Below are 20,332 nucleotides of genomic sequence, written 5' to 3'. Positions count from 1 at the left end.
GGATGGCAATATAAAAAAAGCGCTGTTTGCGGGGTGCCGCAATTGAGCGCCTGGTGCAGGGTGAATCGGCGCATTTTACCGGAAATCGGCGCTAATAGCCGTTCCATGCGGCACCGCAAGCAGGCACTCAGCCTGCGAGGAAGGCGTGCAGCCGTGCCGGATCGAGGAAATAGTGGCACAGCTGTTCCGGCTCGCCACCGGGTCGCTGGGCAATCAGCACCGGCACCAGTTCGTCATAGCGTGCGGCAAGATCGGGATCGACATCGACTACTGCATCGATGTCGATGACATCGATGCAGTAGTCGACCAGGCTGGAGGATGAGGCAATGGCGGACGCGAGAGCGGCTTCCAGTGCGTCCCGCATGTCGTCACACAGGTGGCACCAGCTACGGCCATACAGGGTGAACCGGATCACGGTGGCAAGCCGCCCACAGCAGCACAGCGGCCGCGGCGGCCGGATGCACCTGTGATTTCGACAAAGACCCGCCCTGGCATGCCGGTTGCAGACATGTCAGGGCAGTTCGGGCGCACGGCTACGGCGACCGGTCAGGGCTTGACCGGCACGAACTGGGTTGCTTCGCCGCGCCGCACCAGTAACAGTGCGGCACGCTTGGGCTCGAGTTTGGCCACCGCCGCACTGAACTGCTTGGCATCCTTGATATCGGTATTGTTGATGCGCAGGATGACATCGCCCGGACGCAGGCCGGCACGGGCAGACGATCCGTCCGACGCTTCCACCAGTACCCCGCCATCCAGCCGCAACTCTTTCTTCTGGGCGTCGGTCAGGTCGGTAACGGCCAGCCCGAGCATATTGGACGCCGGCGCAACCTTCGGCTTGGCTGCTTCCTTCTTGGCGGTTTTCTCGGCTTCCATTTCGGCGATGGTGACGCTGATGTCGCGCGCCGCCCCCTTGCGCCAGACAGCCAGCGTGACACGGGTTCCCGGCTTGGTGTTGCCGACCAGGCGCGGCAGGTCGCTGGCTTTTTCAATCGGCGTGCCGCTGTAGCGCAGGATGATATCGCCCGCTTCGATGCCCGCTTTTTCAGCCGGCGACGCAGGCTCTACCCGCTGCACCAGCGCACCCTGCGCGCGCTGCAGTCCGAGCGATTCGGCGACATCCTTGGTCACCTCGCCAATCGCCACGCCAATCCGGCCCCGGGTGACCTTGCCGCTGGTGCGCAACTGGTCCGCAACCCGGATTGCCTCATCGATCGGTATCGCGAATGAAATTCCCATGTAGCCACCGGAACGGCTATAGATCTGGGAATTGATGCCAATGACTTCGCCGCGCATATTGAGCAAGGGGCCGCCGGAATTGCCCGGATTCACGGCAACGTCGGTCTGGATCAATGGCAGGTAATCACCGGTATCGCGCGCTTTTGCCGAAACGATGCCGGCGGTAACGGTATTGTCCAGCCCGAATGGCGAGCCGATCGCCAGCACCCATTCACCGACCCGGACCTTGCTTGAATCGCCGACCGCCAGCCGTGGCAGGTTGCTGCCTTCGATCTTGACGACGCCAACGTCGCTGCGCTTGTCGATGCCGACAATCCTGGCCTTGAACTCGCGCTTGTCGGTCAGCGTGACGTACACCTCGTCCGCACCATCGACAACGTGGGCGTTGGTGAGCACGAAACCGTCAGCCGACACGATGAATCCGGAACCCACGCCACGCGGCACCAGTTCTTCGCTCTGGGGAGCCTTGCGGCGCTGGTTGGGCGCAGGCTGCTGCTGGCGCGGCGGTATCGGAATGCCGAAGAAGCGCCGGAAAAACTCCTGCATCTCTTCATCTTCGGGCCCCGCGCCCGCGCCATTGCCATTAGCGCCAATCTTGGCGCGCTCACTGGTACGGATATTGACCACTGCCGGGCCGGCGCGGTCGACCAGGTCCGTGAAGTCCGGCAAACCGGCGGGCGCCGCTGCGAAGGCAGGCGCGACGACGCCGGCCACTGGCAGGGCAAGCGCTACGGATGCACTGAAAAATAGGGCGACAATGATGGTCCTGAGCAGCGAGTCCGGTGAGTCCGGTGAGTCCGATTTCATAGTCACTTTTTTCACTTTTTCCACTTTTTTCACTTCTCCAATTTTACCTGGCAAGCTTGAATTCAATCGAGGTGGCAACCTGGCGGATCGCCTCGGAAGGTACTTCCCCGACAATGGTAAGCCAAAAATCGCCCTGTCGCTTTCCGACGATATGCATGGCGCCTTGCCGCACGGAAGCTTCGGTCCGGCCTTGCGTCATCGGTTCGATGAAAACCGAAATCGCCGCCAGTCCATCCGAAAAAACAATCTGCGAGACTTCGCGCGTGGCGGGGGCAGCTGCACCCTCCGCAGACGCGGGTTTGTCGCGGTCGCTGACCAGGCGCCGGATCTCGCGCACCTTGCGAAAGCCGGGCGGCAGGCCGCGTACCGACCAACCGGCAAGGTCTGCGCCCTTGATGACCACGTTTTCGACGCGCCAGCCGCGGGTATCGGCAATGCCTGGCTTCACCCTGCTGCGATCGATACGGCCGATATCGAGTTGGGTAAAGGTGATCTGCTCGATGACCTCGCCCTTGTCGTCCAGCGTCTGCACCCGCAGCAGCAGTCCGGTGGCACGCTCGATCCACAGCGCATAACCATACCGCAGCCGGTCTTTTGGCTTGAGCCGGACCGAATCGGCTTCAAAGCCGGCGATGCGCTCGGAAGTGCCACTGCGGATCTCATAATGCCCTGCCAGCTCGGCTGGCGTGGCGCCGATGATCGCCGGAAAGACGTCTTGCGTGACCCGTTTTTCCATGCGCAGCGTGCGTGACTGCGGCAGGTAGGCCACGATCTCGTCGTTGGTGCGCAGGTATTCCCGCGCAACACCATCCAGGACTTCCAGCTTTTCCAGTTCGTTGCGGCCATCAAACACGTGGGTAATGCGCGAACTGCGCACCTGGCTGCCTTGCTGGTAGACAAAGGTGCCGGCATAGTTCAGGCGTTGGGCGGCGGTCCTGGCGGCGCGCAGCAGCGACGCGGCATCCCGCTGCGGTGCGCTGGCGAGCGATCGCGAAGCAGTTCGATCCGTAGTCTGCGCCTGCGCTGCAGCGACCAGGACTGCGAAGCCAACCGCGACCAGCCTCAGCAAAAGCAGCAGCCGGTGCATGTGAGCTATTTCGCCGCGCTACTGTCCGGAACAATCGGACTGGCGAATTGGGCGGCACCGTCGACTGCCGGCGAAGCAGGTTGATGCGCCTGTACGTAGGCCTCGAGGTCGGATGCGCGCAACGCGATTGCGCCGCCGGCGCCGGCCGGCGCCGCGGCGGCGATCACGGAGGCATGCGAGATGGACTGACTGGCGGTGGCCACTGCCTGCACCGGGCCGGCAGGCTCATTGTGCAAGCTTTTCAAACCCGGTGGGGTGAGGATGAAGGCCAGTGCGGCAACCGCCGCCGCGCCCAGTGCCGGGGCGGCAAACCGGCGCCAGCAGAACCGGCTGGCTTGTTTGCCGGTGTCGGCCGCGACAGCCGGTGGCGGCGCCAGTACGGTCGGCTCGGCGTCGAGGCGCGCGGCCATGCGCGCCGAAAAACCAGGCGACAGTGCGACATCCATGTCCTCGCTGCGCATCACATCGGCGGCATGGTGATAGGCCTCCCAAGCGGCGCGACCTTCCGGCGTGGCCAGGTCCTTCATCACGGCGTCGACTTGCGCATCCGGCAGTTCGCCGTCGGCAAATGCCGAAATCCTGTCATGCATGGTGGTCTTGGTATTCATATCCTGCGCGCTTTGCAAAGCCTATCGCTTGTTGAGTATCTTGTGTTGAATGCAGTCACCGACGCTGCCCGACGATCTACCTGAATCGTGATTCCATCCGGTCATCGCATTATTGCTTCATCGGATCTTTGCTTCATTGCTTCATTGCGCTGTGTCGTTACTGCGCCACAGCGCTACCATCTTTTATCGAGCGCGGTCCCCAGCAAGGGACGCAATTTTTCGGCAATTGCCTCGCGCGCCCTGAAGATCCTGCTGCGCACCGTGCCTATCGGGCAGCCCATTGCTTCGGCGATCTCATCGTAGCTTAATCCCTCGATTTCCCGCAATGTAATTGCCATGCGCAACTCGTCGGGTAGTGCATCCATCGCCACATTCACCGTTTCCGCGATTTGCTTGGTAGCCAGCATCGACTCAGGCGTATTGATATCGCGCAAATGTTCACCATCATCGAAGGTCTCGGCCTCTTCCGCATCCGCTTCGGTGGACGTCGGTGCGCGCCGGCCCTGCGTCACGAGGTAGTTCTTCGCTGTATTGATGCCGATACGGTAAAGCCAGGTATAGAAAGCGGAGTCGCCACGGAACTGCGGCAGCGCGCGATAGGCCTTGATGAACGCCTCCTGCACCACATCCTCGGCCTCGGCCTGGTCGCGCACAAGGCGCGACACCAGCCGCATCAACTTGCGCTGATACTTGACGACCAGCAGCTCGAACGCTTTCTTGTCACCGCGCTGGACACGCTCGACCAGCAACTGATCAATGTCGCGCTCGGTGGTCAACGCCCTGACCTTTCTTTACCTGCAAGACTACGCAGCCTGATATTGACCATAGGAAATAGAACAAGTTCAAATTTCGGTTAAGTTCTGCGTCAGCGCCCGGAGTGCTTGCTCCTGATGCGGTCACGTTCCGTTTGTGCTGTCACGAGCGGCGATCCACTGCACTGCAACGACAAGGGCGCGAAAACTGTCGGGCGCCACCATGTCGGGCAGCACGATCAAGCCGATCCGGCTTCCATCTGGCCGGCGCAGCCGCAGCGCCAGCAGATTGGGCCAGATCGTGGAGTCGTCCATCAACTGAACCGTTTCACCGTCGGACCGGCGGTTCCGGGAACTTTTTGCGGAGTCCGCAACAGCACGTGTGTCATGTTCCCTCAACCGGATTTCACCGACACCGGATATATCAAGCTGGAACGATTTTCTTGTGCGGGAAGAGCAATAAATCAGGCCCAGGCCAAGCAGCAGCAATAACGTGGCGAGCACCAGCTCAAGAGATGAGGCCGGCGAGCCGTATTCAACGTGCAGGGAGGGCGTTGTGGAGGAAGTGGGGAAAGTGCGCGATGCAGGCGCCAGGAATCCGACCAGGGCGAACCGGCAGCCAATGACTGCAATGGCAATTCCGAGCAGCGCAACCAGGCGTTGGAGCAGCCGGGACGGGCTGATGAGCACCGACGCGGCAATCGACATGATGGGTAGCGGGCTGCCCCGCTACAGCGGGGCAGTGTCCGGTCAGGCTTTGCCGAAGATCAGCGTGCCGTTCGTTCCGCCGAAGCCGAACGAATTCTTTACGGCAATGTCGATTGGCATGTCGCGGGCGACATTGGCGCAGTAGTCGAGGTCGCAGGAAGGATCCTGGTTGAAAATATTGATGGTTGGCGGCGACAACTGCTTGTGCACTGCCAGTACCGTGAATACCGATTCCAGTCCGCCAGCGCCGCCCAGCAGGTGGCCTGTCATCGACTTGGTCGAATTGACCACGATCTTGTAGGCATGGTCGCCGAGTGCGCGCTTGATGGCGACGGTCTCAGCGACATCGCCCAAGGGCGTCGAGGTGCCATGCGCATTGACGTAGTCAACCTGGTCGGGATTGATCCCGGCATCTTTCATTGCAGAAATCATGCAGCGGCGGGCGCCGTCGCCGTCTTCCAGCGGAGCGGTCATGTGGTGGGCATCCGCACTCATGCCAAATCCGAGCAGTTCGGCATAGATGCGCGCGCCACGCGCCTTGGCATGTTCGTACTCTTCGAGCACCATGACCCCCGCGCCCTCACCGAGCACGAAACCGTCACGGTCCCGGTCCCATGGACGGGACGCGGTCGCCGGATCGTCGTTGCGCGCCGACAGTGCACGTGCCGCCGCGAATCCACCCAGGCCGAGCGGGGAAATGGTCGATTCGGAGCCGCCGGCAATCATGATGTCGGCATCGCCATATTCGATCATCCGTCCGGCTGCACCGATGCAATGCAAACCGGTGGTACAGGCGGTGACAATGGCAAGGTTCGGCCCTTTCAGGCCAAACATGATGGACAGGTGTCCGGAAATCATGTTGATGATCGACGCCGGCACGAAAAACGGGCTGATGCGGCGCGGACCGCGCTTGGTTAGCTCTGCATGCGTTTCTTCGATCAGCGGCAAGCCGCCGATACCGGATCCGACCAATACGCCAATCCGTTCGGCATTGGATTCGTCGACCACAAGGCCGCTATCCTTCATCGCCTGGATTCCGGCCGCCATGCCATAGTGGATGAACGTATCCATATGACGGGCTTCCTTGGCCGGTATGTAGTCTTCGATCCGGAAACCCTTCACTTCACCGGCAAAGCGGGTGCTGAAGGCTTCTGTATCGAAGCGGGTGATGGTCGCGATACCTGATCGCCCGGCGGTCAGTGCATCCCATGATTCTGCAACCGAATTGCCGATCGGGGACACGCAGCCCAACCCGGTGATAACGACGCGACGCTGTTGTGAGCGGCCCAAACGGATCTCCTGAAATACCTGGCTTTCCCTTACCTGCGCAATCAGGCCTTGACGTGCGCCGTTGCGTAGTCGATTGCTTGCTGAACGGTGGTGATCTTCTCGGCTTCTTCGTCCGGGATTTCCATTTCGAATTCGTCTTCCAGTGCCATGACGAGTTCGACGGTATCCAGCGAATCTGCACCGAGGTCGTCGACGAACGACGATTCGATCTTGATATCTGCTTCAGGAACGCCGAGTTGTTCAGCGACGATCTTCTTAACGCGTGATTCGATATCCGACATCTTTTGCCTCCAGGGGGTGGGTTACAGAAAGTGCGCGCATTTTATCAGGTTTGCGGCACCAGAAATCACTTTTGGGTCTTGCTGCCATAGGGCGAAAGCGCCGGACAGACGCTTGCGCCGTGTACTGCACCGACTTCTACGCCATGTACATGCCGCCGTTCACATGCAGTGTGGTGCCGGTAATGTAGCTCGCCTGCGGCGAAGCCAGGAAACAGACTGCTGCTGCAATGTCTTCCGGAAGTCCGAAACGGCCCAGCGGAATTTGCTGCAACAATGCGCTGATCTGTTGCTCCGTCAGCGAACGCGTCATGTCGGTGTCGATGAATCCGGGCGCAATACAGTTCACGGACATGTTACGGCTGCCGATTTCACGCGCCAGCGCACGGCTCATGCCCGCCACACCGGCCTTGGCCGCCGCGTAATTCATCTGGCCGGCGTTGCCGGCCGAGCCGACCACCGAGGTAATGTTGATGATGCGCCCGGCCTTGGCTTTCATCATTCCGCGCAGCACGCCGCGCGCCAGGCGCGCCACCGACGTCAGGTTGGTCGCGATGACGGCGTCCCATTCCTCGTCTTTCATGCGCATGGCCAGCTGGTCCTGGGTAATGCCGGCATTGTTGACCAGGATGCTGATGCCGCCGAATTCTTTCTGGATGCTGTCAATCAGTGTGCTGCAAGCCTCGGCGTCGTTCACATTCAGCACTGCGCCACGGCCGGCCTGCGGCCCGATGCCGGCCAGGTTGGCAGAGATCGCCTCGGCGCCCGCTTCCGACGTCGCCGTGCCGATCACGCGCGCACCTTGCCTTGCCAGCTCGATGGCGATTGCGCGGCCAATACCGCGCGATGCGCCGGTGACCAGCGCTACTTGCTTGTCCAGTGTTGCCGCTTGTGCGCTCATTTGAGGCTCTCCAGTATTTTATCCAGTGAAGCCTGGTCCACGATCGATTCTGCGGTGAAATCGCTGCCGATCCGTTTGGTCAGGCCGCTGAGCACCTTGCCGGGACCGCATTCGATGATGTGCATGACGCCCTGCGCCGCCATGGCCTGCAGCGTCTCGACCCATCGGACCGGGCTGGCCGCCTGGCGCACCAGTGCATCCTTGATGGCTGCCGGGTCGGACACGATCGCCACGTCAACGTTATTGATCAACGCAATCTGCGGCGCGGAAAATGCGACATTTTGCAGGTATTGCTGCAATCGCACCGAAGCCGGTTTCAGCAAGGACGAATGGAAGGGCGCGGAAACCGCCAGCGGCAATGCGCGCTTGGCGCCCTTGGCCTTGGCGACTTCACAGGCGCGCTCCACGGCGGCCTTGTCGCCGGCGATCACGACTTGCGCCGGCGCATTGTAGTTGACCGCCTCGACCACCTCGCCCTGCGCCGCTTCGGCACAGGCTGCGCGCACGTCTTCGTCCGACAGGCCCAGTATCGCTGCCATGCCGCCAGCGCCGACCGGCACCGCTTCCTGCATGGCCATGGCGCGAAAGCGCACCAGCGGCACGGCATCCTTGAAACCGATGACGCCGGCGGCGACCAGCGCCGAATATTCACCCAGGCTGTGCCCTGCGACCAGCGCCGGCATCGGGCCGCCAGCCGCCAGCCAGGCGCGCCAGGTGGCAACGGCGGCGGTGAGCATGACGGGTTGGGTATTGGTGGTCAGGTCGAGTGCTTCTTTCGGGCCTTCGGCAATCAATTTGGCGAGATCAAAGCCAATGGCGTCGGACGCCTCGGCCACGGTATCGCGCACGGCGCCATTGCCGGCAAAGCCGTTGAGCATGCCGATCGACTGCGCGCCCTGTCCGGGGAAGACAAATGAGAATGGTGTCATGAAACCAAGAGGATAAGAATTCGAAGTCGATGCGTTCGGATGCGTTGGTCGCAGTGTAATGCGCCTACATGCGCGCCAGCACGGCGCCCCAGGTGAAACCGCCGCCCACGCCTTCCATCATCACGGTCTGCCCCTTGGCAACGCGACCGTCGCGCACAGCCAGGTCCAGTGCGAGCGGAATCGATGCAGCCGATGTATTGCCGTGCTGATCCACCGTCACGACCATCTTTTCCAGCGGCACGCCGAGTTTTTTGGCGGAGCCGTGCATGATCCGAAGGTTAGCCTGGTGCGGTATCAGCCAATCGACCTCCGAGGCTTGCATGCCGGCCATCTTCAAGGTTTCGTGGGCGACCTTGTCGAGCACGGATACCGCCAGCTTGAACACTGCGGGACCATCCATGTACAGGAAGCCACTGCCGTCGACTGCGCCATTCCTGACGTTGCCGGGCACGCACAGTATGTCGGCGTGACGGCCATCTGCATGCATCTTGGTCGCGAGGATGCCCGGCTCGGCCGATTCGGCCAGCACCACGGCGCCGGCGCCATCGCCAAACAGCACGCAAGTGGTTCGGTCCTCGAAATTGAGGATGCGCGAAAATACTTCAGTGCCGATGACCAGCACCTTGCGATGCGCACCGGATTTGATGAAGCTGTCGGCAATCGACAATGCATAGACGAAACCGCTGCATACGGCCTGGACGTCGAAAGCGGCGCACTCGTTCTTTATTTCCAGTTTGCGCTGCACCACGCAAGCTGTGCTGGGAAAACCGCCGAGGAAATCCGGCGTCGAGGTGGCGACGATGATCAGGTCGATGTCCTCGGGCTGCAAACCCGCCATGTCCAGCGCACGCCTGGCGGCTTCGACTGCGAGGTCGCTGGAGTAGACGCCTTCGTCGGCATAATGCCGTGCCGAAATGCCGCTGCGCGACACGATCCATTCGTCGGAAGTTTCAACGCCCTTTTCCGCCAGTTGCGCGGCAAGGTCCTGGTTGGTGAGACGGCGGGGTGGCAGGTAGCTGCCGGTTCCGATGATCTTGCTGAATGATGTCATGCTGTTGTCTGCTGATCGGGTTGCGATGCTGGCGCCGGGCTTTCGCCTTGCTGCGGCATCCACTGCGCTATCGTTAAAGAGATGCGAGATAGTACGTCATAACGTGCGGCATCGAACGCGCGGCGTATCGCCCATTCGAAGCCGTAGGCATTCTCGCCGCCATGGCTCTTGAATACAAGTCCGCGCAGGCCAAGCAGGCTGGCGCCGTTATAGCGCGAAGGATTCATCCGCTGCGAGAACGCCTTGATCGCGCCGCGCGCAATCAGTGCGCCGAGCATGTTCAGTGCGCTGCGCTTGAATTCGGCGGTCAGCGCATTCTTGACGAAACGGCCAAGTCCTTCCGATGCCTTGAGCACGATGTTGCCGACAAATCCGTCGCAAACGACGATGTCGGTCGTGCCTTCGAAAATATCGTTGCCCTCGACATTGCCATGGAAATTCAGCAGGCCGCTTGCATGGTCGGCACGCAACAGCACCGCGGTCTGCTTGACCACGTCGTTGCCCTTGATGTCTTCCTCGCCGACATTGAGCAAGCCCACGCTGGGACGCGCTATGCCCTCGACCGCAGCAACCAGCGCCGAGCCCATCATTGCGAACTGGTGCAAGTGCTGCGGCTCGCAGTCCACGTTGGCGCCAAGGTCGAGCATGTAGGTGGGACCGCCCTTCTGGTTGGGCAGGATGGTGCAGATCGCCGGCCGGTCCACGCCGGGCAAGGTCTTGAGCACGTAGCGCGACACGGCCATCAGTGCGCCGGTATTGCCGGCCGACACGCAAGCCTGCGCCTGGCCATCCTTGACCAGGCTGATCGCCACGCGCATCGATGAATCTTTCTTGCGGCGCAGCGCGACTTCGAGGGAATCGTCCATCGCGACCACTTCGGTGGCGTGCTTGATGGACAGACGTGGATGGTCCATTGCATTGAGCTTGACCAGCTCGGCCGCAATCGCATCTTCGCGACCGACCAGGATCAGGCTGGCCTGCGGCTCGGCATTGACGAATGAAACGGCGGCGGGCACGGTGACGCCTGGGCCGTGGTCGCCCCCCATGCAGTCGATGGAAATTTTGATTGTCATTGCAGCGATCAGTAACCCGTTGCGCTAGCCGAAGAGCCGGCCAGCCAGGCGTGATTCGAGATGACGAAAGAGGTGTTGTCAGGCATGAAAAAAGCGGCGCTGAGCGAACATGATGTCACTGGCTGGCGCCGCATTTTCTGCGACAGGGTGGACGGATATTACTCGTCGCTCTTATTCGTCGCTCTTGGTAGCGACGACTTTGCGGCCACGGTACATGCCGGTAGGCGAAATGTGATGACGACGATGGACTTCACCGGTCTTGCCGTCAACCGCGATTGCCAACTGCTCGGTGTTGAGGGCGTCGTGCGAGCGATGCATGCCACGCTTCGACGGCGACTTCTTGTTTTGCTGAACAGCCATGATTACTCCTGAATCGTAAGATGCGAAATTTTAACACAGGCGGCCGGTGTTTCTTTGCTGCCGGCCTGCCCCTTTGCCCGAATTGTCCGTCGCCAAGCCGGCGAGCGTCCGGTTCAGCGCTTTAGTTTGCCGAGTACGGCAAACGGCGATTCCTTTTTTTCCGCTGGCGCAACCGCCTGGCTGTCACCAGTGCACTGCTCGTGCCGCGGCGCCGGTGGCAAGGCCAGCAGGGCCTCGTCCTCGACCAGCGTCAACAGATCCAATGCGGTCGAACCGACAATGACTTCGACCGGCTCATCGGCCAGTTGCAGGTCCAGTTCGTCGGCAGACTCGTCGTCGGCCGCGACAATGACGACGGCATGCGAATCGATCTGGTGCTGCATCGGCCCGAGACACCGCTGGCAGCGCAGGCTGACCGTGCCGGCGACATGCAAGTCCATCTGCAAATGACCGCGGCCATCGGACCCGCCCTGCACCGACCAGCGAATGACGCCAGACGAATCAAGCGTCTCAGCGGCAAGCCGCACAAACCCTGCCACACTGGCCTCGCCGCTGCGCAATTCCTGCTTGCGGCAAAATTCGAAGGCGTCGACGTCGTGTGTTCCCATAGCTCGCGCGATCCGGAAAACCTGCGATAATAGCAGCGTTTCTGCTTTGCAGTCAAAGCTTTACAGCATCATTGACTGCTCCCGCGCACCCGGCCCCGGCCGCCCGACTCCCTTTGACCGCCAGTTGCATGACCCCTGCCCCTTTGCGCCTGATCTTGGCTTCCAGTTCACGCTACCGCCAGGATCTGCTGTCCCGGCTGCACTTGCCGTTTTCCGCGATCTCGCCATCGATCGATGAAACGCCGGCCACCGGGGAACGGCCCGACGCCACCGCATTGCGACTGGCGCGGGAAAAGGCCCAGGCCATCAGCGCCGACGCGCCCGGTGCACTGATCATCGGCTCGGACCAAGTGGCCACGCTCGACGACCTGCAGATCGGCAAACCCGGATCGCATGCCAGGGCGCTGGCCCAGCTACAGCTGATGCGCGGGCGGCAAGTCATATTCCATACCGCGCTGTGCCTGCTCGACACACGGGACGGCGCACCGCAGCCGGTGCAAATCGAAGAAGTTCGCACACTGGTCACGTTTCGCAACTTGCCCGACCAGGAACTCGACGCCTACCTGCGCATCGAGCAGCCCTACGATGTCGCCGGCAGTGCAAAAAACGAAGGCTTGGGTATTGCCCTCATCGAACGAATCGAAAGCCCGGATCCGACTGCCCTGACCGGCTTGCCGCTGATTGCGCTGTGCAGCATGCTGCGCCGCGCGGGCGTCACCTTGTTCCAGCAACACGGCAGGGACTGAACCGATGGCCGGCGACCTCTACCTGGTACCCAACGTGCTGACTTCGCCTGGCGTGGCCGGCAATCCGCTGGAAGTCATTCCCGCCAGCGCGCTGGCAATCACCGCCCGGCTTGATTACTTCATTGCCGAAAATGCAAAAACGGCACGCGCATTCCTGAAAGCAGTCGCGCAAACCCATCCGCTGGCGCTGCCCTTGCAGCAGATCCGGATAGAAGAACTCAACGTCAACACTGAGGCCAGGCGCCTGCCCGAATTGTTGCTGCCCTTGGTACAGGGAGGCAGCGCCGGTCTGTTGTCGGAGGCAGGCGTTCCCGCCGTGGCCGATCCCGGCGCCGACCTGGTGCGCGTGGCGCATGCGCGCGGCATCCGCATCCATCCGCTGGTCGGTCCTTCATCGCTGCTGCTGGCATTGATGGCCAGCGGACTCAATGGCCAGAGCTTTGCCTTCAATGGCTACCTGCCGGTCGACGCCGGCGAACGGGCCAGCAGGATCAAGGCGCTGGAGCAGCGCTCGCAGCAGGAGCGACAAACCCAGCTTTTCATTGAAACGCCGTATCGCAACGCTGCCTTGTTCGAGGCACTGTTGCGGCATTGCCGTGCCGACACGCTGATCTGCGTCGCCACCAACCTGACGCTGGACACGGAAAGCATCCACACCCGGACCGCGCGGCAATGGAAAGAAGTCGGGGAAGACTGGGCCCGTCAATTGCAAAAGCAGCCCACCGTATTCCTGTTCCTGGCCAGCTAGCGCGGACATGCCGGTGCCGGTGATTGTGCAAACCGATTGCACAAAGACAAAGCGGCGGTATTGCGCCGCCGCTTTGCAGGCTCTGGTCACAGAGCCAAGGGTCAGGAAGCATAACTTCCCGGACAGCACGATCAATGCTGTCGATTGGATGGCAAGGGCAAACTGCCAGGCGCCATCAATTCCACTATAGACAATCCTGCGCGGATGGCAAGGCCATTCTCGATCGATTTCGCACTGAATGACGAGACCGGGAAAACGCCGGCATCCGCTGCACCACTTGCCGCTCTGTCAGCGCATCTGCCGCGACATCCCGTTACTTTGCATCAGCGAGCGCAGCGCGCCCTCCCCTGCAGCAGCGCCGAAACGTTTGAGCACCCTTTCCGGGAAGCCTTCGTGCACGGAATAGTCAACGATGTCCTCGGCTTTCACGACATTGCGGGCAATCGAATCGACCGTCCCGAATCCGTCGGCCAGGCCCAGCTCGACTGCCTTGGCGCCGGACCAGAACAGGCCGGAAAACATCTCTGGCGATTCCTTCAGGCGCTTGCCGCGACCTTCGCGCACCGCGCTGATGAACTGCTGGTGCACTTCATTGAGCATGGTTTGCGCATATTCCCGATGGCGCGGCGTTTGCGGACTGAATGGATCGAGGAATCCCTTGTTTTCGCCGGCCGTCAGCAAGCGCCGTTCTACGCCCAGTTTTCCCATCAGCTCGCTGAAGCCGAATCCATCCATCAACACCCCGATCGAACCGACGATGCTGGCCTTGTTGACAAAGATCTGGTCCGCCGCAGCGGCAACGTAATAACCGCCCGACGCACACATTTCGTCCACCACCACGTACAGCGGCCGTTGCGGATGGGATCGGCGCAGGCGCTGCATTTCATCGTAGATGATGCCGGCCTGCACCGGGCTTCCGCCCGGGCTGTTGATGCGCATGATCACCGCCGCGACGTCAGCAGCTGCATACGCCTTGTTCAGTGCAAGGATGACGTTATCGGCAGACCCGCTGCCTTTGCCGCTCTCGATGCTGCCTTCGATCTCGATGAGCGCCGTATGGCGGCCGACGGACTCAAGGTCGCCGGTGCCGAAGTCGAAAATCTGCCAGATCAATACGCCCGCGATCAGCAAGGTGACGAGCCGGAAAAAGATGGACCAGCGGCGCTTGGCTTTCGCCTCGTTCAACTGGGCAAAGGCCAGCCGCTCCAGCGCCTCGCGCTCCCAGCGGGACCCTTCCGGCTTGCCTGTGGCGTTGGTGCTGGCCCCCGGCGAGGGCGCTGCGCCGCTGTTGGCTGGTGTGTAATTGTCATCCATGATGCGGTATTTCCTTTATGCCAAAACAGGCCGGATGATCTCATCCGGTTCCCAATAGATTGCGCCGTTACGTTCATGCACGGCAATCGGCAGCAGCCTTCCGCCACGGCAGGGGCCGCCTGCGCACTGCCCGGTTTCGGGCAGGTAGAGCGCGCCGTGGGTGGCGCACATCAGGTACAGGCCGCTCGATTCAAAAAATTCACCCTCGCGCCAGTCCATCTCGATGGGAATATGGGCGCATCGGTTGAGGTAGGCATGGATCCGTCCGCGGAAGCGGATCACGAAGCCGGTGCGCTCCTCGCCGCTGGCGGTCACAGGAAAACGCTTGCCCGTGCCGCCATCCACGACATCGCCAGCGGCGCACACGAAAACAAGATTGTCCGGCACTGCACTCATCAGGCGTGTTCAAGCAGCCACTGATGCAACTGCGCCACCGAACTGGCGGAGAACGCCGGTTGCAAGGCGTCCAGCTCGGCGGCTTCATGCGCACCATAATGCACGCCGATCCCGGCGGCGCCGGCATTGCGCGCCATCAGCAGATCGTGCGTGGTGTCACCGATCATGACCGTGCGCTGCATGTCCTGGCCCAGCTCCCGGGTGATTTCATGCAACATGGCCGGATGCGGCTTGGAAAACGTTTCATCGGCACAGCGGGTCGCGTCGAACACGGAGGTCATCTGCATGGCGTCCAGCGCGCGGTTCAAACCAACCCGGCTCTTGCCGGTGGCCACCGCCAGGAAATACCCTTGCCCAGCCAGGTCCGCCAGCATTTCCCGCACGCCGTCGAACAATGTCAGGTCATGATCCCTGGACAGGTAATGGAACCGGTAACGCTCGACGATTTCCGGATACATCTTCGGGTCCAGGCCGGGCAGCGCCGCGGCCATTGCCTCATGCAGCCCCAGGCCGATCACATAAGCCGCGGCACGGTTGTCGGGAACCGGCAAGCCAAGGTCGCGCGCCGCCATCTGGATGCAGCGCACGATGGCGCCGGTGCTGTCCATCAGCGTACCGTCCCAATCGAAGACTATCAGGTCGTATTGTTTTTTTGCCATTTTATTTTCGGTATTCCAGCGTCGCCGGACTATGCATTGCGAAATTTGCCGCCAGGCGATGCGCGTGACTCGAGGGATTCCAGGAAGCGCATGCAATCGGCCGGTAGCGGAGCATTCAGGGTGAGCTGCGCACCCGTTGCCGGGTGCGTAAACGTCAGTTGATGCGCATGCAGGAACATGCGCTTGAGCACGCCGTATTCGTCATTTGCCTTCTGCAACATCTTGTTCAGCGCAAAGTCGCCATATTTGTCATCGCCCGCGATCGGAAATCCGCTGGACGCAAGATGCACGCGGATCTGATGCGTGCGCCCGGTCTTGAGTTCGGCCTCCAGCAAGGCGAACGGTCCATACTTTTTGAGCAAACTGAAGACCGTGTGCGAGGGCGAGCCGTCTGCCTGCACCCGCACGCGCCGCTCGCCATCCGGGCCCGTATACTTATGCAGCGGTAGCCGTACATGCTGGCGCGCATTGCGCCAGTCGCCATGAACCAGCACCAGGTAACGCTTGTCGGTGGTGCCTTCCCGCATCTGTTCGTGCATGCCGACCAGGGCCGAGCGCTTCTTGGCCAGCATCAGGATACCGGAGGTTTCGCGATCCAGTCGATGCACCAGTTCCAGGAACTTCGCCTGCGGACGGGAGGCGCGCAATTGCTCGATGACGCCGTAACTGACGCCGGACCCGCCATGCACGGCGATGCCGGCCGGCTTGTCGATCACCAGCAAGTGATCATCTTCCAGAAGGATCTTGAATTCCGCACCCGGAACGATTTTTTCGTCGCGCTGCGGCAAGCGCACCGGCGGCACCCGCACGACATCGCGCTCGACCAGCCGGTACGTCTGGTCGACCCGGCCGCGGTTGACCCGCACCTCACCAGAGCGCAACACACGGTAAACATGACTTTTTGGCACGCCCTTGAGCCTGCGCAGCAAGAAATTATCTATCCGCTGACCGGCATCTTCCTCGCCTATCGTCACCAGCGTAACCTGGGGAAGGAGGGATTCGGATCCGGCGCCGGCAGCTTTTACGCCGGAATCGCTCACTAACTCCTTCATTTTGCGAATATAATTTGTTTCGCACCCGTTATTTGACGGTGCAGTGTAAGAATAAAAAGCACATTCTACACAGGGGTGAGTCCATTGGCCCCGTCGCCGTGCCAGTCATTGCGCGAATACGATGGAAAGCGTGTATGCACCACTCCAGCCTCGCCCGTCAGGGTTGCACCGTAGTTGCGATCGGACCGTCGCTGGATTGTTGGACTTAATGCCCGGAATGTAAGGATATTTCCGGCAAGCTTGCCAAGAGCGGGCTTGCCGGTTTGAAACAGCCATCGTGCCCACTGATCAATCGCACCTGGCCTGCTGGTCGCTTTCTGTTGCCGCGTCGTTCGCAACCGGTTTATCCGGTTTGCGCCGCGGAGCCGGATTGCGGCCTGCTGGCCGTACTGCGTGAGGTGAAGCCGGTGAGTTGTTTCAGCGCCCTGTTGCAACGCGCGCGTCAGCGCCGTCGCACGTTAGGCAGTTCCCCTCCCCCAGGCACTCCGTCCTTGCGTACATCCCGTACCTAGCCGCAGCTTTTCGCTGCGGCACGACCAGACCTTCGGGTCACGGAGTAAAACATGAAGCGCATGCTGTTCAATGCGACCCAGCAAGAAGAATTGCGGGTCGCCATCGTCGACGGTCAGAAACTGATCGACATCGACATCGAGACCACCGGTCGCGAGCAACGCAAATCCAATATCTACAAGGGCGTCATCACCCGCATCGAGCCATCGCTCGAAGCCTGCTTCATCAGCTACGGTGAAGACCGCCATGGCTTCCTGCCGTTCAAGGAAGTCGCCCGCACCTATTTCAAGGACGGCGTGGATGTCCGCAACGCCAGCATTCGCGACGCACTGCGCGAAGGCCAGGAAATCATGGTCCAGGTGGAAAAGGAAGAGCGCGGCAACAAGGGTGCCGCACTGACCTCGTTCGTCTCGCTGGCCGGACGCTACCTGGTGCTGATGCCCAATAATCCGCGCGGCGGCGGCGTATCGCGCCGGGTGGAAGGCGAAGACCGCCAGGAACTGCGCGAGACCATGGACCAGCTCGACATTCCGACCGGCATGTCCGTGATTGCCCGTACCGCCGGCATCGGCCGCAATGTCGAAGAATTGCAGTGGGACCTGAACTACCTGATGCAACTGTGGCGCGCGATCGAAGGCGCCGGCAAGTCAGCGCCCGGCTCGTTCCTGATCTACCAGGAATCGTCACTGGTGATCCGCGCCATCCGCGATTATTTCCAGCCGGACATCGGCGAAATCCTGATCGACACCGACGACATCTACGAACAGGCCCAGCAGTTCATGAGCCACGTGATGCCCGACATGGTGCATCGCGTAAAGCGCTATCGGGACGACGTGCCGCTGTTCTCGCGCTTCCAGATCGAACACCAGATCGAAACCGCCTATTCGCGCACGGTACCGCTGCCTTCCGGCGGCGCGATCGTGATCGATCACACCGAAGCCCTGGTGTCGGTGGACGTCAACTCCGCCCGCGCAACCCGTGGCAGCGATATCGAAACCACGGCGCTCAACACCAACCTTGAAGCCGCCGACGAAGTGGCCCGCCAGTTGCGCCTGCGCGACCTGGGCGGCCTGATCGTGATCGACTTCATCGACATGGAAAGCGCGCGCAACCAGCGCGAAGTCGAGACCCGGCTGAAAGACGCACTGCACTACGACCGCGCCCGCGTGCAAATGGGCAAGATCTCCCGCTTCGGCCTGATGGAGCTGTCGCGCCAGCGCCTGCGTCCGTCGCTGTCCGAAGGCAGTCATGTCACCTGCCCGCGTTGCAACGGCACCGGCCATATCCGCGACACCGAATCGTCCGCCCTGCAAGTCCTGCGCATCATCCAGGAAGAGGCGATGAAGGAAAACACCGCCGCCATCCATGTGCAGTCGCCAGTCGATGTGGCCGCCTTCCTGCTCAACGAAAAGCGCGGCGAGATCCTGAAAATCGAGACCCGCCACCGCGTGTCCGTGATCATGATCCCGAACAAGCACCTGGAAACACCGCATTACAAGCTCGAACGGATCAAGCATGACGATCCGCGCCTCGAAGACTTGCAGGCAAGCTATTCGATGGCAGAAGAAGCCGACACCGATGTCGGCTACAGCAAGCGCCAGAAAGAAGAAGCCAAGCCGCGCCAGGAAGCCATGGTCAAGAGCATCACCCCTGACCAGCCAGCGCCGATCATCGAGCGTCCCCAGCCTGTCCTGGCCGCAGCGGCGCCGATTGCCGAATCGCGCGAGGAAGGATTCCTCGAGCGCCTGTTCGGCATGTTCCGCAAAAAACCGGCCGCGCCGCTTGCTGCAGTAGCACCGGCGGCAGAGAAATCAGCCGCTGCGCGTGAGCGACAGGACCGCACTGCCAGTGGCCGTGGACGCAGCCGCAGCCGCGGACGTGGACGCGACGAACGCGAGAATGGCAAGCAGGAGCCACGCGAAGAAGCCGTACAAAAGTCCGCCGGACAAACCGTCCAGTCCGGTCGCGGCCAGCGACCGCCACGCGAAGCACGCGAGCCGCGTGAGCCACGTGAGCCACGTGAAACGCGCGAGCCGTCCGAGTTGCGCGCTGAAGGCCGCGCTGAGGGCCGTCCTGAACGGACCGAACGCGGAGAACGGGGCGAACGCGCCGAGCGTGGTGAAGGCCGGCGGGAACGCCAGCCACGCCCGCCACGGGACGAAGCAAAAGCCAGCGCATCCCCCGAGTCAACGACCGAGGACGCAACATTGGCGCTGCTGCCCATTGCTGGCGGTCTGACGCCGGCCACGGTCATTGATGCCGGGCAAGCACCGGACGACCAGGAACTGAATGCGGGTCCGGCAGGTGAAGGCGGCGAAGCAGGTGAAGAGCAAAAGCGACGGCGTCGCCGTCGTGGCGGCCGCAACCGCAACCGTCGCGATCGCGACAATCCGGAATCCGCGGAAGCGCTGGAAGAAGGTGAAGCCGGCGAATCGATGGAAGCTGTCGAGTCCGCCGAGCCAGGTGCGTTGGCCGAGCCCGTAGCCGCACAGGTTGCCGATATGGCGCCAGTGCCCGTACCGGCACAGCCAGAGCCGCTTGCTGCCATCGTGGCACCTGCCCCGCAGGTGGAAGTTGCAGCGCCGGCAGAAGCTGTCCTGCCGATTGCAGCACCGGCAATGGCACAGGAAACGCCCGCCACTGCCGAAGCGCAAACGGCAGAACCGGCGCCAGCGCCGGCTCCCGCAGTGCAAGCAGCGCCACAAGAGCAGGCCGCAGTCCAGGCGCTCGCCGAGACGCAGCCTGAGCCCGCGCCGATGCCGGCCGTCATGCCGCAAGCCGAGTTGGCTGCGGAAATGAAGGCCGAAGTCGCTGCTGCCGAAGTGATTGCACCGGTGCCAGCCATCGCTGCAGCACACTCGGCTGCCGTGGCGCAGCCAGTGGCGGCAGCGCTGCCGGAGGCGCCGGCAATACCGGCTGCTTCGGCTGCACCGCAGGCAGCGATGCCAAGGGCCGTCACTGCCACCAGTGCAGCGATGCCGCTGGACGAACTGCGCCAGGTACTGGCCGGCGCCGGCCTGACACTGGCCGTGACCGATCCGGAAAAACTTCGCGCTGCCCAGGAAGCATCGGCGCGCATCGTGATCCCGACGCCGCCGCCGCGTGAGCGCAAGTCCTTGCAGCCACTATCCTCCGACCCGCTGGTCCAGGTAGAGACCCGACGCTGATCGGACTGCCTGCCGGCGGCTGATGGCCGTATCAATGAAAAAGGGAGTTTCG

At 61.9% G+C, this 20,332-nt stretch carries 21 protein-coding genes; 3 read left to right on the top strand and 18 right to left on the bottom strand.

Annotation, left to right across the window (positions count from 1 at the left end; genetic code table 11):
• Positions 1-127 precede the first annotated feature (127 nt).
• The 14 genes from Q7T64_RS16945 to Q7T64_RS16880 all read right to left on the bottom strand — a co-directional run bounded on the left by Q7T64_RS16945 (position 128) and on the right by Q7T64_RS16880 (position 11,688).
• The gene (locus tag Q7T64_RS16945; RefSeq protein ID WP_304798136.1) at positions 128-415 is read right to left on the bottom strand and encodes a glutaredoxin family protein; all 288 of its coding nucleotides are present in this window, start codon (positions 413-415) and stop codon (positions 128-130) included.
• Positions 416-546: 131 nt separating this feature from the next.
• A complete protein-coding gene (locus tag Q7T64_RS16940) occupies positions 547-2,043 on the bottom strand; it encodes a DegQ family serine endoprotease (protein WP_304798156.1) in 1,497 nt (498 codons plus the stop codon).
• Between the two features lie 43 nt (positions 2,044-2,086).
• Positions 2,087-3,130 (bottom strand): MucB/RseB C-terminal domain-containing protein, encoded by a 1,044-nt coding sequence (locus Q7T64_RS16935; protein ID WP_304798134.1) that lies wholly within the window; start codon positions 3,128-3,130, stop codon positions 2,087-2,089.
• 5 nt (positions 3,131-3,135) lie between these two features.
• Complete coding sequence (locus tag Q7T64_RS16930; RefSeq protein ID WP_304798131.1) at positions 3,136-3,738, bottom strand: sigma-E factor negative regulatory protein; 603 nt, start codon at positions 3,736-3,738, stop codon at positions 3,136-3,138.
• Between the two features lie 173 nt (positions 3,739-3,911).
• Positions 3,912-4,514 carry an RNA polymerase sigma factor RpoE gene (rpoE, locus tag Q7T64_RS16925; RefSeq protein ID WP_304798129.1) on the bottom strand — a complete coding sequence of 201 codons (603 nt, stop codon included), beginning with the start codon at positions 4,512-4,514 and terminating at the stop codon, positions 3,912-3,914.
• 120 nt (positions 4,515-4,634) lie between these two features.
• A complete protein-coding gene (locus Q7T64_RS16920; protein WP_304798127.1) occupies positions 4,635-5,198 on the bottom strand; it encodes a hypothetical protein in 564 nt (187 codons plus the stop codon).
• A gap of 42 nt (positions 5,199-5,240) precedes the next feature.
• Positions 5,241-6,488 (bottom strand): beta-ketoacyl-ACP synthase II, encoded by a 1,248-nt coding sequence (gene fabF, locus Q7T64_RS16915; RefSeq protein WP_304798125.1) that lies wholly within the window; start codon positions 6,486-6,488, stop codon positions 5,241-5,243.
• A 41-nt stretch (positions 6,489-6,529) separates the two neighbouring features.
• Positions 6,530-6,769 (bottom strand): acyl carrier protein, encoded by a 240-nt coding sequence (gene acpP / locus Q7T64_RS16910; RefSeq protein WP_304798123.1) that lies wholly within the window; start codon positions 6,767-6,769, stop codon positions 6,530-6,532.
• A 136-nt stretch (positions 6,770-6,905) separates the two neighbouring features.
• Positions 6,906-7,667 (bottom strand): 3-oxoacyl-ACP reductase FabG, encoded by a 762-nt coding sequence (fabG, locus tag Q7T64_RS16905; protein WP_304798121.1) that lies wholly within the window; start codon positions 7,665-7,667, stop codon positions 6,906-6,908.
• Positions 7,664-8,596 carry an ACP S-malonyltransferase gene (fabD, locus tag Q7T64_RS16900; RefSeq protein ID WP_304798119.1) on the bottom strand — a complete coding sequence of 311 codons (933 nt, stop codon included), beginning with the start codon at positions 8,594-8,596 and terminating at the stop codon, positions 7,664-7,666. Before fabD ends, fabG begins: the two co-directional genes overlap by 4 nt.
• A 64-nt stretch (positions 8,597-8,660) precedes the next feature.
• Entirely contained in the window at positions 8,661-9,647 is a 987-nt protein-coding gene (locus Q7T64_RS16895) for a beta-ketoacyl-ACP synthase III (RefSeq protein ID WP_304798116.1), read from the bottom strand.
• Positions 9,644-10,720 (bottom strand): phosphate acyltransferase PlsX, encoded by a 1,077-nt coding sequence (plsX, locus tag Q7T64_RS16890; protein WP_304798114.1) that lies wholly within the window; start codon positions 10,718-10,720, stop codon positions 9,644-9,646. The genes Q7T64_RS16895 and plsX overlap by 4 nt, the downstream gene beginning before the upstream one ends.
• Before the next feature lie 171 nt (positions 10,721-10,891).
• Positions 10,892-11,080 carry a 50S ribosomal protein L32 gene (gene rpmF, locus Q7T64_RS16885; RefSeq protein WP_304798112.1) on the bottom strand — a complete coding sequence of 63 codons (189 nt, stop codon included), beginning with the start codon at positions 11,078-11,080 and terminating at the stop codon, positions 10,892-10,894.
• 113 nt (positions 11,081-11,193) lie between these two features.
• Complete coding sequence (locus Q7T64_RS16880; protein ID WP_304798110.1) at positions 11,194-11,688, bottom strand: DUF177 domain-containing protein; 495 nt, start codon at positions 11,686-11,688, stop codon at positions 11,194-11,196.
• 128 nt (positions 11,689-11,816) lie between these two features.
• Here Q7T64_RS16880 and Q7T64_RS16875 point away from each other — a divergent pair, with 128 nt between their 5' ends.
• Together Q7T64_RS16875 and Q7T64_RS16870 are read left to right on the top strand one after the other, a co-directional pair.
• Positions 11,817-12,434, top strand: a complete 618-nt coding sequence (locus tag Q7T64_RS16875; RefSeq protein ID WP_304798108.1) for a Maf-like protein — start codon at positions 11,817-11,819, stop codon at positions 12,432-12,434.
• A 4-nt stretch (positions 12,435-12,438) separates the two neighbouring features.
• A complete protein-coding gene (locus Q7T64_RS16870) occupies positions 12,439-13,182 on the top strand; it encodes an SAM-dependent methyltransferase (protein ID WP_304798106.1) in 744 nt (247 codons plus the stop codon).
• Between the two features lie 288 nt (positions 13,183-13,470).
• Here the strand turns inward: Q7T64_RS16870 and Q7T64_RS16865 are convergent, their stop codons facing one another.
• The 4 genes from Q7T64_RS16865 to Q7T64_RS16850 are packed head-to-tail and all read right to left on the bottom strand — an operon-like array spanning position 13,471 to position 16,603.
• Positions 13,471-14,496: a S49 family peptidase gene (locus Q7T64_RS16865; protein WP_304798104.1), complete on the bottom strand. Its 1,026-nt coding sequence runs from the start codon at positions 14,494-14,496 to the stop codon at positions 13,471-13,473.
• A gap of 15 nt (positions 14,497-14,511) precedes the next feature.
• Positions 14,512-14,892, bottom strand: a complete 381-nt coding sequence (locus Q7T64_RS16860; RefSeq protein WP_304798102.1) for a Rieske 2Fe-2S domain-containing protein — start codon at positions 14,890-14,892, stop codon at positions 14,512-14,514.
• Positions 14,892-15,551, bottom strand: a complete 660-nt coding sequence (locus Q7T64_RS16855) for an HAD-IIIA family hydrolase (RefSeq protein WP_304798100.1) — start codon at positions 15,549-15,551, stop codon at positions 14,892-14,894. The genes Q7T64_RS16860 and Q7T64_RS16855 overlap by 1 nt, the downstream gene beginning before the upstream one ends.
• A gap of 29 nt (positions 15,552-15,580) precedes the next feature.
• Positions 15,581-16,603 (bottom strand): RluA family pseudouridine synthase, encoded by a 1,023-nt coding sequence (locus Q7T64_RS16850; RefSeq protein WP_304798098.1) that lies wholly within the window; start codon positions 16,601-16,603, stop codon positions 15,581-15,583.
• A 563-nt stretch (positions 16,604-17,166) separates the two neighbouring features.
• Between Q7T64_RS16850 and Q7T64_RS16845 the strand changes: the two genes are divergently transcribed.
• The gene (locus tag Q7T64_RS16845; protein ID WP_304798096.1) at positions 17,167-20,280 is read left to right on the top strand and encodes an Rne/Rng family ribonuclease; all 3,114 of its coding nucleotides are present in this window, start codon (positions 17,167-17,169) and stop codon (positions 20,278-20,280) included.
• Positions 20,281-20,332 lie beyond the last annotated feature (52 nt).

Origin of the sequence: Lacisediminimonas sp., assembly GCF_030645335.1 — a bacterium.
GTDB lineage: Bacteria > Pseudomonadota > Gammaproteobacteria > Burkholderiales > Burkholderiaceae_D > Lacisediminimonas.
Note: the sequence above shows the minus strand (reverse complement) of the source record. Positions and strands in the feature narration are given on the sequence as shown.

Excerpts from the sequence above, each read along its gene's own strand:
- Q7T64_RS16940 (WP_304798156.1), bottom strand. The coding sequence starts at position 2,043 with ATGAAATCGGACTCACCGGACTCACCGGACTCGCTGCTCAGGACCATC.
- Q7T64_RS16935 (WP_304798134.1), bottom strand. The coding sequence starts at position 3,130 with ATGCACCGGCTGCTGCTTTTGCTGAGGCTGGTCGCGGTTGGCTTCGCA.
- Q7T64_RS16930 (WP_304798131.1), bottom strand. The coding sequence starts at position 3,738 with ATGAATACCAAGACCACCATGCATGACAGGATTTCGGCATTTGCCGAC.
- Q7T64_RS16920 (WP_304798127.1), bottom strand. The coding sequence starts at position 5,198 with ATGTCGATTGCCGCGTCGGTGCTCATCAGCCCGTCCCGGCTGCTCCAA.
- acpP (WP_304798123.1), bottom strand. The coding sequence starts at position 6,769 with ATGTCGGATATCGAATCACGCGTTAAGAAGATCGTCGCTGAACAACTC.
- fabG (WP_304798121.1), bottom strand. The coding sequence starts at position 7,667 with ATGAGCGCACAAGCGGCAACACTGGACAAGCAAGTAGCGCTGGTCACC.
- fabD (WP_304798119.1), bottom strand. The coding sequence starts at position 8,596 with ATGACACCATTCTCATTTGTCTTCCCCGGACAGGGCGCGCAGTCGATC.
- Q7T64_RS16895 (WP_304798116.1), bottom strand. The coding sequence starts at position 9,647 with ATGACATCATTCAGCAAGATCATCGGAACCGGCAGCTACCTGCCACCC.
- plsX (WP_304798114.1), bottom strand. The coding sequence starts at position 10,720 with ATGACAATCAAAATTTCCATCGACTGCATGGGGGGCGACCACGGCCCA.
- rpmF (WP_304798112.1), bottom strand. The coding sequence starts at position 11,080 with ATGGCTGTTCAGCAAAACAAGAAGTCGCCGTCGAAGCGTGGCATGCAT.
- Q7T64_RS16880 (WP_304798110.1), bottom strand. The coding sequence starts at position 11,688 with ATGGGAACACACGACGTCGACGCCTTCGAATTTTGCCGCAAGCAGGAA.
- Q7T64_RS16875 (WP_304798108.1), top strand. The coding sequence starts at position 11,817 with ATGACCCCTGCCCCTTTGCGCCTGATCTTGGCTTCCAGTTCACGCTAC.
- Q7T64_RS16870 (WP_304798106.1), top strand. The coding sequence starts at position 12,439 with ATGGCCGGCGACCTCTACCTGGTACCCAACGTGCTGACTTCGCCTGGC.
- Q7T64_RS16865 (WP_304798104.1), bottom strand. The coding sequence starts at position 14,496 with ATGGATGACAATTACACACCAGCCAACAGCGGCGCAGCGCCCTCGCCG.
- Q7T64_RS16860 (WP_304798102.1), bottom strand. The coding sequence starts at position 14,892 with ATGAGTGCAGTGCCGGACAATCTTGTTTTCGTGTGCGCCGCTGGCGAT.
- Q7T64_RS16855 (WP_304798100.1), bottom strand. The coding sequence starts at position 15,551 with ATGGCAAAAAAACAATACGACCTGATAGTCTTCGATTGGGACGGTACG.
- Q7T64_RS16850 (WP_304798098.1), bottom strand. The coding sequence starts at position 16,603 with ATGAAGGAGTTAGTGAGCGATTCCGGCGTAAAAGCTGCCGGCGCCGGA.
- Q7T64_RS16845 (WP_304798096.1), top strand. The coding sequence starts at position 17,167 with ATGAAGCGCATGCTGTTCAATGCGACCCAGCAAGAAGAATTGCGGGTC.